The sequence below is a fragment of the Streptomyces gobitricini genome (assembly GCF_039532985.1).
GTDB classification, from domain to species: Bacteria; Actinomycetota; Actinomycetes; order Streptomycetales; family Streptomycetaceae; genus Streptomyces; species Streptomyces gobitricini.
This window is the reverse complement of sequence record NZ_BAAASR010000002.1, coordinates 473,715-485,381: the sequence shown is the minus strand read 5'-3', so window position 1 is coordinate 485,381 and position 11,667 is coordinate 473,715. Positions and strand designations below refer to the sequence as shown.

Sequence of the window (11,667 nt, the reverse complement as noted above, 5' to 3'; positions counted from 1 at the left end):
CTCACATCCGGAAGACGCCGAAGCCGGGCTCACCCAGCGGGGCGTTGGCACAAGCGGTCAGGGCCAGACCCAGCACCTGGCGGGTCTCCAGCGGGTCGATCACACCGTCGTCCCAGAGCCGGGCCGTCGCGTAGTAGGCGTTGCCCTGCTGCTCGTACTGGGCGCGGATCGGGTCCTTGAACGCCTCCTCGTCCTCGGCGGACCAGGACTCGCCGCGCGCCTCGATCTGGTCGCGCTTGACGGTGGCCAGGACGGAGGCGGCCTGCTCGCCGCCCATGACGGAGATCTTGGCGTTGGGCCACATCCACAGGAAGCGGGGGCTGTAGGCCCGGCCGCACATCGAGTAGTTGCCGGCGCCGTACGAACCGCCGACGACGACCGTCAGCTTCGGCACGCGCGTGCAGGCCACGGCGGTGACCATCTTGGCGCCGTGCTTGGCGATGCCGCCCGCCTCGTAGTCCCGGCCGACCATGAAGCCGGAGATGTTCTGCAGGAAGAGCAGCGGGATGCCGCGCTGGTCGCACAGCTCGATGAAGTGGGCGCCCTTCTGGGCGGACTCGGCGAACAGGATGCCGTTGTTGGCGACGATCCCGACCGGATGGCCGTGGATCCGGGCGAAGCCGGTGACCAGGGTCTGGCCGAACTCGGACTTGAACTCCTGGAACCGCGAGCCGTCCACGACCCGCGCGATGATCTCCCGCGCGTCGTAGGGCGTGCGCGAGTCGACGGGCACCGCGCCGTACAGCCCCGCCGGATCGACCTTCGGCTCCTCGGCCGGCTCCACCGACCAGGGCAGCGGGCCGCGCGCGGGGAGCGTGGAGACGATGTTCCGCACGATCCGCAGCGCGTGGGCATCGTCCTCGGCGAGGTGGTCGGTGACCCCGGACGTACGGGAGTGGACCTCGCCGCCGCCCAGCTCCTCGGCCGTCACCACCTCGCCGGTCGCCGCCTTCACCAGCGGCGGGCCGCCCAGGAAGATGGTGCCCTGGTTCCGCACGATCACGGCCTCGTCGCTCATCGCCGGGACGTACGCCCCGCCGGCGGTGCACGAGCCGAGGACGGCGGCGATCTGCGGAATGCCGGCGCCGGACATGCGGGCCTGGTTGTAGAAGATCCGCCCGAAGTGCTCCCGGTCGGGGAAGACCTCGTCCTGCTTGGGCAGGAAGGCGCCGCCCGAGTCCACCAGGTAGACGCACGGGAGACGGTTCTCCAGGGCCACCTCCTGGGCACGGAGGTGCTTCTTGACCGTCATCGGGTAGTACGTGCCGCCCTTGACGGTCGCGTCGTTCGCCACCACGACCACCTCGCGGCCGCTGACGCGGCCCACCCCGGCGATCACCCCGGCGGCGGGCGCCTGTCCGTCGTACATCCCCTCGGCCGCCAGCGGAGCCAGCTCCAGGAAGGGCGAGCCGGGGTCCAGGAGGGTGTCCACCCGGTCGCGCGGCAGCAGCTTGCCGCGCGCGGTGTGCCGGGCGCGGGCCTTCTCACCGCCCCCGAGCCGGGCGGCGGCCAGCCGGGCGCGCAGCCCGTCCGCGAGCTCGTGGTGCGCCGCCTCGTTGGCCTGCCACGCGGCGGAGGCCGGGTCTGCCGTGCTGGTCAGCACGGGCGCCTGCTGCATCATGCCCCCAGTTAATGACCGTTAACGTGTGTCCATCAGGTTAACGACCGCTAACCGCCTTGTCTAGAATCGAATCCATGAGCACCAGGACCGACGCCCCGACGCGCCGCGAACAGATCCTCAAGGAGGCCGCCCGCCTCTTCGCCGAGCGCGGCTTCCACGGTGTGGGCGTCGACGAGATAGGGGCGGCCGTCGGCATCAGCGGCCCCGGCCTCTACCGGCACTTCCCCGGCAAGGACGCCATGCTCGCCGAGCTGCTGGTCGGCATCAGCGAGCGGCTCCTCGACGGCGGCCGGCGACGCGTACAGGAGGCGGCGGGCGACCCCGAGGCGCTGCTCGGCTCGCTCATCGACGGGCACATCGACTTCGCGCTCGACGACCGCCCCCTGATCACCCTGCACGACCGCGAGCTGGACCGCCTCCGGGAGACCGACCGAAAGAGGGTGCGCCAGCTCCAGCGGCAGTACCTGGAGCTGTGGGTCACCGTGGTGCGCGAGCTGTACCCGGCGCCCCCCGAGGCGGAGGCGCGGGCCACCGTCCACGCCGTGTTCGGCCTGCTCAACTCCACCCCGCACATCGGCCTGCTCGGCCGCACCGCCATGGAGTCGCTCCTGCGCCGCCTGGCCCACGGGGCGTTCGGGTCGCTGGGGGCGTGAGCGGACCGCGACACGTCCACGGGGCGGAACGACACCGCCACCGACCGTGTCGGGGCGGCACAATGGGGCCATGCCGATACCCAGCCGCGCCGCCCTCGTCGAGCACCTCGTCCGTACCCGTATCGCCGGAGACGTCGCCACGCCCCGCGACAACAACCTCTCCCACTACCGCAAGCTGGCGAACGGCGACCGCCACTACTGGCTGGGTCTGGAGCTGGGCGACCGGTGGACCGACGAGCAGGACGTGCTCGCCGTGATGGCCGAGCGGTGCGGGGTCAACGACGACCCGGCGCACCGGGCCGGGCAGGACACCATCGACCCGGAGCTGACCGTCGACGCGCTGGACCGGATGGCGGCGCGGCTGCGCAAGGCCGCCGCCGGGAAGCAGCGGGTGCTGTTCGCCACCGGGCACCCCGGCGCGCTGCTGGACGTGCACAGCCGGACCGCCGCCGCCCTGCGGAGCGCCGGGTGCGACATCGTCCGGATCCCGGGCGGGCTCGTCGCGGACGAGGGGTACGTCGTGCAGTTCGCGGACGTCGCGGTCTTCGAGCGCGGCGCGAGCCTGTGGCACACCCACTCGCCGGAGCCGATGAACGCCATCCTCGACCACCTGGACGTCCAGCCGGACCTGGTCGTGGCCGACCACGGCTGGGCGGGCCGCGCGGGGCAGCGGGGCGTCGACTCCATCGGGTACGCCGACTGCAACGACCCCGCCCTCTTCATCGGCGAGGCCGAGGGCACCATGCAGGTCACGGTCCCGCTCGACGACCACGTCGTCGACCCGCGCTTCTACGAGCCGATGACGGCGTACCTGCTGGACGCGGCCGGGCTGCTCTGAGCCACGGGGCTCAGCGGGCCGCCGCCTTCCGGGGGCGGCCGCTCAGCTCGCCGCGCGCCGCCTCCATGAACGTGTGCCGCCGTTCGCGCTTGGCGGGGGCCGCCGTGCCCTCCGTGCCGCCCCGCACGCGCGCGTGCAGCACCCCGGCGTAGTCCTGGGCGGCCCGCGCCGTCTCGTACGCGCAGACCAGCTCGACGGCCTTCGTCGCCAGCCACAGGTCGTGCAGCGCCTCCTCGTCGGTGCCGCACGCGCCGGTCAGACCCAGGCCCCTGCTGTCGAGGACCAGCTCGATCCGCTGCGCCGAGCCGAGGAAGTCCATGATGGCCGCCTTCCGCTCCGCGCGTTCGGTGGCGGCCCGCTCCCACTGGTGGCGGCGGTTCTCGACCCGGGTCGCCAGGTGCTGGCCTATGAGCGTGCCGAGCGTGCCGAGCACAACTCCGGCCAGGGCGAGGGCCGTTCCTCCCGTGAGTGTTTCCATGGCGCCAAGGAAACCTCATCCGCGCGGGACGCGTACGACCCCCTCCTGGATGACGGAGATCGCCAGCCGGCCGTCCTGCGTGTAGATGCGGGCCTGCCCCAGGCCCCGGCCGCCCGAGGCCGAGGGCGACTCCTGGTCGTACAGGAGCCACTCGTCCGCGCGGAAGGGGCGGTGGAACCACATGGCGTGGTCGAGGGAGGCGCCCACCACGTCGCCGACCGCCCAGCCGCCGCGCCCGTGGGCGAGGAGCACCGAGTCGAGCAGCGTCATGTCGGAGACGTACGTCGCCAGGCACACGTGCAGCAGCGGATCGTCCGCGAGCTTGCCGTTCGTGCGGAACCACACCTGGGAGCGGGGCTCCCGGGGCGTGCCCGCCGTGCCGTACGGAGGCTCCTCGACGTACCGCAGGTCGACCGCCGCCCGCGCCTCCAGGAAGCGTTCCACGGTGTCCGGATGGATGAACCGGTCCGCGTACCGGGGGAGGAGTTCGGCGGCCGTCGGGAGCGTCTCCGGAGCGGGGGCGGGCGGCATGTCCGCCTGGTGCTCCAGGCCCTCCTCGTACGTCTGGAACGACGCCGACAGGTGGAAGATCGGCTGGCCGTGCTGGACGGCGACGACCCGGCGCGTGGTGAACGAGCGGCCGTCGCGGATGCGGTCCACGGTGTAGACGATCGGCGCGCCGGGGTCCCCTGGCCGCAGGAAGTACGCGTGCAGGGAGTGGGCGAGCCGGTCGTCCGGGACCGTCCGGCCGGCCGCCACCAGGGCCTGCGCGGCGACCTGCCCGCCGAAGACGCGCGGGACGATCGCCGAGCGGGACTCGCCCCGGAAGATGTCCTGCTCGATCCGCTCCAGGTCGAGCAGATCGAGCAGGTCGTCGAGCGGCTGCGCGCTTTCGGTCACAGGGACTACAGGCCCATCGACTTGGCGATGATGGTCTTCATGATCTCGCTGGTGCCGCCGTAGATGCGGTTGACGCGGTTGTCCGCGTACAGGCGGGCGATCGGGTACTCGTTCATGTAGCCGTAGCCGCCGTGCAGCTGGAGACAGCGGTCGATGACGCGGTGGGCCACCTCGGTGCAGAAGAGCTTGGCGCTGGCGGCCTCGGCCGGAGTCAGCTCGTCCGCGTCCAGGGCCTCCAGGGCGCGGTCGGCGACGGCCTGGGCGGCGTCCACCTCGGCCTGGCAGGCGGCCAGCTCGAACTTGGTGTTCTGGAAGTGCGCGACCGGCTTGCCGAAGACCGTGCGGTCCGTGACGTACTGCTGGGCGAACCGGACAGCGGCCGCGGCCTGCGCGTACGCGCCGAAGGCGATGCCCCAGCGCTCGGAGGCCAGGTTGTGGCCGAGGTAGGAGAAGCCCTTGCCCTCCTCGCCGAGCAGGTCCTCGACCGGCACCTTGACGTCGACGAACGCCAGCTCGGCGGTGTCGGAGGTGCGCAGGCCCAGCTTGTCCAGCTTGCGGCCGATGGAGTAGCCCTCGGACTTGGTGTCCACCGCGAAGAGCGAGATGCCGAAGCGGCGGTCCTCGGCGGAGGGCGCCGAGGTGCGGGCGCAGACGATCACACGGTCGGCGTGGACGCCGCCGGTGATGAAGGTCTTGGCGCCGTTGAGGACGTAGTGCGTGCCGTCCTCGGAGAGCTTGGCGGTTGTCTTCATGCCCGCGACGTCGGAGCCGGTGCCCGGCTCGGTCATGGCCAGCGCCCACATCTCCTCGCCGGAGACGAACTTCGGCAGGTAACGCTTCTTCTGCTCGTCCGTGGCGAGCATCTTGAGGTACGGCAGGGCGAGCAGCACGTGCACGCCGGAGCCGCCGAACTGGACGCCCGCGCGCGCGGTCTCCTCGTACAGCACGGCCTCGAACTTGTGCGTGTCCAGGCCCGCGCCGCCGAACTCCTCGGGGACGTTGATGCCGAAGACGCCCAGCTCGCCGAGCTTGTAGTAGAAGTCGCGCGGCGCCTGGCCCGCGGCGAACCACTCGTCGTAGACCGGGACGACCTCGGCCTCGATGAAGGCGCGGATGGTCTCCCGGAACGCCTCGTGGTCCTCGTCGAAAACGGTACGGCGCACGGACGCCTCCTCGTGGTGTCGCTGGCTACGGTCGCGCTGGATCTGGCTAAGCGCTTGCTCAGACGAAGTTACCGGGCGGTCACCGCGCCTGTCCAGGGTCGTTCACATCACAACCACCGCAGCGCGAACCACAGCTCCATCCGCGCCTCCGCGTCGTCCAGGTCCATGCCGAGCAGCGCCGCGCACCGGGCGATCCGCTGCCGGACCGTGTTCCGGTGCACGCCCAGCGCCGTGGCTGTGCGGTCCCAGTTGCCGTGCAGCGACAGCCACGCGCGCAAGGTCTCCACAAGGGGCTCCGGCAGCGGGGCGAGGAGGGACCGGGCGTACGCGGCCGCCTCGTCCGGGTCCAGCAGCGCGCCGATGCCGCCGGAGCGGTGCCGGGCGAGCGGCAGGTGCGCCGCCCGGGCGCGGCGCAGGGCGCGGGCCGCCTGGAGGTCCGCCGCGCCCAGTTCGGCGGGGTCCACCGGGGCGCTGACCCCCAGGGTCCAGCCCGGCTGCGGGGCGACGTCGCGGCCGGCGGGCAGCAGCGCCCGTACGGTGCCCTGGTGGGCGTCCACCAGTGGCGTGCCCAGCGGCGGCGGGGTTTGCGGCGGGGCGCCCTCACCGCGCGCGTGCACCACGGTCCACGGCGCGTCCCCCAGGAGCGGGGCGGCCTCGGCGGGCGCGGCGCCCAGCAGCAGCCGGACCAGGGCGGCGGAGCGCGTGGCCTCGTCGGCGCCCTGGTGCGGCGCGGTGAGCAGCGACAGGAGGACCACCGCGGCGCCCGCGATCGTGTGGTCGCCCGCCTTCCGCCGCTCCGAGGCCAGGCCCAGCGCGAGGCCCTGGCCGCCCCCGAGGGCGTACGCGGCGAGGTGGGCGCCGCCCGCGGTGTCGGCCGCCGAGGCGGGGCGGCCGCCCGTGTGCAGGACCCGCACCAGACGGACCAGGGCCTCCCGTGCCGCCGGCTCCACGGGCCGGCCTGCCGCCGCGTGCTCCGAGCCGTCCGGGGCGTACAGCGCGGCCCGCCCCGCCAGCCGGGACGCCAGCGCGTGCAGGACGGCGGGCACCGGGTCGGGGCGTGCCGCGGCGGTGGCGAGCGACTGCTGGGCCTCCGTCACCCGGCGCAGCTCCCGGTGGCGGGCCTCCGCCATGAGCCGCCACACCGCGCGCCCCACCGCCGCGAACGGCGTCCCCGGCGGCACCTCCAGCAGAGGCAGCCCGTGCCGGGCGCAGGCGGCGACCAGCCCCTCCGGCACCGTGTCGTACACCGGGGTCACCCCGAAGCCGAGGGCCGCCGCGCCCGCCGCGACGACCCGCGCGACGTACCGCTCCGGGTCCGTGAGCTGCACGCCCGCCGTCATCAGCAGCTCGCCGCCCAGCAGGTACGGGTAGGGGTCGGCCATCTCGGACGTGTGCACCCAGTGGATGTCCGTCCCGGCCGGCCCCGCGAGCAGCCGCAGGCCGAGGTCCTCGCGGGAGAGCAGCGCGCTCAGTGGGACCGGCGGCGCCGGTGGGGCGGGCACCGGGCCCGCGACGGATTCCGTCATGGACGCTTCCTCCATCCGAAGCCCGAGCAATGGAGGAAACGTACACTTCAGCGCCGAGCTCCGGCCACTTACTGTCGTCCCGACCGGCCATGCACACTCGAAGCAGCGCGTACCCGGACGAAGCAGTACCTGACGACCGAAAGAAGGCCAACCGATCATGAGCAGCACCCACGAGACGCCGCGCGGCCCCGTCGACTCGTCCCGTGTCCCGCGCTACGCCGGACCGGCGACGTTCGCGCGGCTGCCGCGCCTCGACGAGGTCGGCACCGCCGATGTCGCGGTCGTCGGTGTGCCCTTCGACTCGGGCGTCTCCTACCGCCCCGGCGCCCGCTTCGGCGGCAACGCCATCCGCGAGGCGTCCCGCCTCCTGCGCCCCTACAACCCGGCGCAGGACGCCTCCCCCTTCGCGCTGGCGCAGGTCGCGGACGGCGGCGACATCGCCGTGAACCCGTTCAACATCAACGAGGCCGTGGAGACGGTGGAGGCCGCCGCCGACGATCTCCTCGGCACCGGCGCCCGCCTGATGACGCTGGGCGGCGACCACACCATCGCCCTGCCGCTGCTGCGCTCGGTCGCCAAGAAGCACGGCCCGGTCGCCCTGCTCCACTTCGACGCCCACCTCGACACCTGGGACACCTACTTCGGTGCCGAGTACACCCACGGCACGCCGTTCCGCCGCGCCGTCGAGGAGGGCATCCTCGACACCGAGGCGCTGTCCCACGTCGGTACGCGCGGCCCGCTGTACGGCAAGCAGGACCTGACCGACGACGAGAAGATGGGCTTCGGCATCGTCACCTCGGCCGACGTCTACCGGCGCGGCGCCGACGAGGTGGCCGACCAGCTGCGCCAGCGCATCGGCGACCGCCCGCTGTACATCTCCATCGACATCGACTGCCTCGACCCGGCCCACGCCCCCGGCACCGGCACGCCCGAGGCGGGCGGCATGACCTCGCGCGAGCTGCTGGAGATCCTGCGCGGCCTGGCTTCCTGCAACCTGGTCTCCGCCGACGTCGTCGAGGTCGCCCCGGCGTACGACCACGCCGAGATCACCTCGGTCGCCGCGTCGCACACGGCGTACGAGCTGACGACGATCATGTCCCGCCAGATCGCCGCGCAGCGCGCCTCCGCCGCGCAGTAGGCCACCGGCGCCCCCCCCCGCCGTGCCGGGCCCGCCACCGCGCGGGCCCTGCGCAGGAGGGGCCTGCACGGGAGGGGCCTGCACGGGAGGGGCACGGGAGGGGCGGCGGGTGGTCGCCGGGCCGACCGGGCCGCCCGCGTGCGCGTCCCGCGCCCGGGCCGCTGTGCCCGCCGTACCCGCGCCTGCTGCCGTACCCAAGCCCGCCGTCGCGCCCACCACCCGGGCCGCCCCACCCGCCGCTGGACCCGTACCCGGGCCGCCGGGTCGCCCACCCGCTGCCGTACCCGTACCCGGGCCGCCGGGTCGCCCACCCGCCGCCGTACCGCACTTCGCCGGCCCCGCCCGCCGCCGCACCCGCCCGCCGCCGTACTGCGCCCGGCCGGCCCCCACCCGCCGTACCGCACTCCGCCCGCCCCGCCCGCCGTCCGGGCGGTCCCGGCGGCGGGGGGAGCGCGCGGGCCCGGGAGACTGGGGGCGGGCGTGGCCGGGAGGCAGCTGCCCGCAGGGCCCGGCGGCACCCTCCGGGCGCACGACCGAAAGGACGCGACGTGACCCACGACCACGACCTCGTGCTGCGGCCCACCGCCGCGCAGACGGAGGCGGCGCTGAACCCGCCGGCCGGCCGTACCGGCGGCGACCTCGTCGTCGAGACCCTCGCCTGGCTCGGGGCCACCACGGTCTTCGGCCTGCCCGGCCAGCACGCGCTCGCCATGTTCGACGCGCTGCGCCGCTCGCGGCTCCGGTACGTGGGCCTGCGCGTCGAGAGCAACGCGGGCTTCGCCGCCGACGCCTACGGCCGGGTCACCGGCGAGGTCGCCCCGCTCCTGCTGTCCGCCGGTCCCGGCGCCCTGATGTCGCTGGCCGCGCTCCAGGAGGCGGGCGCCGCCAGCGCGCCCGTCCTCGCGATCGCGGGGCAGGTCCCGGTCGCCGGGCTCGGCGGCGGACGCCACGGCCACCTGCACGAGCTGCGCGACCAGCAGGCGTCGTTCCGCGACGTCGTCAAGTCCGTGCACACCGTGCGGACGCAGTCGCAGATCCCGTCCGCGATCGCCGCCGCCTGGCAGTCCGCGCTGACCGCGCCGCACGGTCCGGTCTGGGTGGAGATCCCGCAGGACGTGCTGTCGGCCGGGACCTCCCTGCCGGTGGTCACGCCCGTGGACGCCTTCCCGGACGAGCTCGCGCCCCGCCCCGAGCTGACCGCCGTCGCCGCGCACCTGCTGGCGAACGCCGAGCGCCCCGCGATCGTCGCGGGCGGCGGCGTCGTACGCTCCGACGCGTCCGGCAAACTGCTGGCCCTGGCGGAGCGGGTCGACGCTCCCGTCGTCACGACCTTCGGCGGCAAGGGCGCCTTCCCCTGGGAGCACCCGCTGTCCCTCCAGTCGTGGCTGGAGGACCGGCACACCACCGACTTCCTGGAGGACGCGGACGTGCTCCTCGTGGTCGGCTCCGGGCTCGGCGAGCTGTCCTCGAACTACCACACCTTCGCCCCGCGCGGCCGGGTCGTCCAGATCGAGGCCGACCTCGGCAAGCTGGAGTCCAACCACCCCGCCCTCGGCATCCACGCCGACGCCCGTCTCGCGCTGTCCGCGCTGCTGGAGACCGTGGAAGCCCGCCCGGACGAGCACGCCGCCGACCGCGTCCGTACGGTGCTGGAGAAGGTCCGCGAGCGGATCGACGGCCAGGATCTCGCCCTGGAGAGGCAGGTCCTCGCCGCCGTGCGCGAGGCCCTCCCGGACGGCGCGCCCAGCTTCTGGGACATGACGATCCTCGCCTACTGGGCCTGGTCCGCCTTCGACGCCCGCCGCCCCAACACCATGCACTCCGCCCAGGGCGCCGGCGGCCTCGGCTACGGCTTCCCCGCGGCGCTCGGCGCGGCCGCCGCCGATCCGACCACACCCGTGCTGGCCGTCTCCGGAGACGGCGGCGCCATGTACGGGATCGCCGAACTGGCCACGGCCCGGCAGCACGGGCTGAACGTCACCTGGCTGATCGTCGACGACGGCGGATACGGCATCCTCCGCGAGTACATGACGGACGCCTTCGGCGAGGCGACCGGCACCGAGCTGGCCCGTCCGGACTTCGTCGCGCTCGCCGAGTCGTTCGGCGTCCCGGCCGTCCGCACGAGCCCCGGGGCGCTGCGCGAGGACCTCGCCAAGTCCCTTGCGCGGACGGGCCCTTCGGTCGTCGTGCTGCCGGCCCGGCTGAAGATGTTCGCGCCGACGCACCTGTGACGCGAGTCGCGCGGGGCCCACCGAACCGGTGAGCCCCGCACGTACAACCTTTCGCGCGCTGCCGAGTCATGTGATGCGTGAACAGACTCTCCATATCCCGCCGCGGGCGCGGGGCCGTGTGCGCCGCGGTCGCCTTCGGGGTCCTCCTCCCGACCGCCGCGACCGTCACTCCCGCCACCGCCGCGACGCTGGCCGTGGCGTGCACGTCCCAGAAGGCGGGCCTCGCGGCCAAGCTGGTCAAGGACATCAACGCCGCCCTCAAGGGCCGCAAGTCCACCACCGCGATCCTCGTGAACGACCGCGTCACCAAGACCAGCTGCGTCCTGCGGCCGGACACGCGGTTCGACTCCGCCAGTGTGGTCAAGGCGACCGTGCTCGCCACGCTCCTCTGGGACGCGCAGAAGACCAACCGCGCCCTGACCGCGACCGAGAAGTCCCGCGCCACCGCGATGATCACCAAGTCGGACAACGACGCCACCAGCGCGCTGTGGAAGCAACTGGGCCTGACCAAGGTCAAGGGCTTCCTCGCCGCGGCCGGCATGACCAAGACCGTCCCCGGCTCCGGCGGCTACTGGGGCCTCACCCAGATCACCGCCCGTGACCAGCAGCGGCTCCTGGCACTGTTCACCGCGAAGAACACCGTCCTCACCGACGCCTCGCGCGCCTACATCCTCGACCTGATGAACAAGGTCGTCGCCTCGCAGCGCTGGGGCACCCCGGCCGGCGCCCCCGGCACCGCCAGGATCCACGTGAAGAACGGCTGGCTGCCGCGCGCCACCCACGCCTGGCGGGTGCACTCCATCGGCGCCTTCACCGGCACGGCGCACAACTACCAGATCACCGTGCTCACGCACGACAACGCGACCATGCAGGACGGCATCAACACCATCCAGGCCGTCGCCCGCGCGGTCCACGCCGACCTCAACCCCACCGCCGCCCGCAGCGACGCCTTCGTCCCGCCCGCCGTCCCGCAGGAAGCCCTCCCGGCCGTGCCCGGACGGGCCGCACAGGACCTGGTGAGCGCCACCCGCTGAACCCACCCTTGGGCCCATCCCGGACCCACCCCTGGACCCAGGCCCGGGGCCTAGGACCAAGGAACGAATGTCGTGGAGGGATGAA

The 11,667-nt window shown here is 73.8% G+C and carries 10 protein-coding genes; 5 read left to right on the top strand and 5 right to left on the bottom strand.

Annotated features, from left to right (window positions below):
• Position 1: 1 nt before the first annotated feature.
• A complete protein-coding gene (locus ABD347_RS03070; protein WP_344356368.1) occupies positions 2–1,618 on the bottom strand; it encodes a carboxyl transferase domain-containing protein in 1,617 nt (538 codons plus the stop codon).
• 77 nt (positions 1,619–1,695) lie between these two features.
• Here ABD347_RS03070 and ABD347_RS03065 point away from each other — a divergent pair, with 77 nt between their 5' ends.
• Positions 1,696–2,274, top strand: coding sequence for an SACE_7040 family transcriptional regulator (locus tag ABD347_RS03065; RefSeq protein ID WP_344355998.1), 579 nt, complete (start codon positions 1,696–1,698; stop codon positions 2,272–2,274).
• A gap of 70 nt (positions 2,275–2,344) precedes the next feature.
• Positions 2,345–3,112, top strand: a complete 768-nt coding sequence (locus ABD347_RS03060; protein WP_344355997.1) for a phosphatase — start codon at positions 2,345–2,347, stop codon at positions 3,110–3,112.
• Between the two features lie 10 nt (positions 3,113–3,122).
• On the opposite strand, the gene ABD347_RS03055 is transcribed toward ABD347_RS03060, so the two are convergent.
• The 4 genes from ABD347_RS03055 to ABD347_RS03040 all read right to left on the bottom strand — a co-directional run bounded on the left by ABD347_RS03055 (position 3,123) and on the right by ABD347_RS03040 (position 7,179).
• Complete coding sequence (locus tag ABD347_RS03055; protein ID WP_344355995.1) at positions 3,123–3,590, bottom strand: hypothetical protein; 468 nt, start codon at positions 3,588–3,590, stop codon at positions 3,123–3,125.
• 15 nt (positions 3,591–3,605) lie between these two features.
• Entirely contained in the window at positions 3,606–4,490 is an 885-nt protein-coding gene (gene tesB, locus ABD347_RS03050) for an acyl-CoA thioesterase II (protein ID WP_344355993.1), read from the bottom strand.
• Positions 4,491–4,495: 5 nt separating this feature from the next.
• Positions 4,496–5,653 carry an acyl-CoA dehydrogenase family protein gene (locus ABD347_RS03045; protein WP_344355991.1) on the bottom strand — a complete coding sequence of 386 codons (1,158 nt, stop codon included), beginning with the start codon at positions 5,651–5,653 and terminating at the stop codon, positions 4,496–4,498.
• Positions 5,654–5,760: 107 nt separating this feature from the next.
• Positions 5,761–7,179 carry a PucR family transcriptional regulator gene (locus tag ABD347_RS03040; protein WP_344355990.1) on the bottom strand — a complete coding sequence of 473 codons (1,419 nt, stop codon included), beginning with the start codon at positions 7,177–7,179 and terminating at the stop codon, positions 5,761–5,763.
• Positions 7,180–7,336: 157 nt separating this feature from the next.
• Here ABD347_RS03040 and speB point away from each other — a divergent pair, with 157 nt between their 5' ends.
• The 3 genes from speB to ABD347_RS03025 all read left to right on the top strand — a co-directional run bounded on the left by speB (position 7,337) and on the right by ABD347_RS03025 (position 11,582).
• Entirely contained in the window at positions 7,337–8,317 is a 981-nt protein-coding gene (gene speB / locus ABD347_RS03035) for an agmatinase (RefSeq protein ID WP_344355989.1), read from the top strand.
• Positions 8,318–8,865: 548 nt separating this feature from the next.
• On the top strand, positions 8,866–10,548 hold the full coding sequence (locus tag ABD347_RS03030; RefSeq protein WP_344355987.1) for a thiamine pyrophosphate-binding protein: 1,683 nt from the start codon (positions 8,866–8,868) through the stop codon (positions 10,546–10,548).
• A gap of 116 nt (positions 10,549–10,664) precedes the next feature.
• Positions 10,665–11,582 carry a serine hydrolase gene (locus ABD347_RS03025; RefSeq protein WP_425575569.1) on the top strand — a complete coding sequence of 306 codons (918 nt, stop codon included), beginning with the start codon at positions 10,665–10,667 and terminating at the stop codon, positions 11,580–11,582.
• The last annotated feature ends 85 nt before the right edge of the window (positions 11,583–11,667 follow it).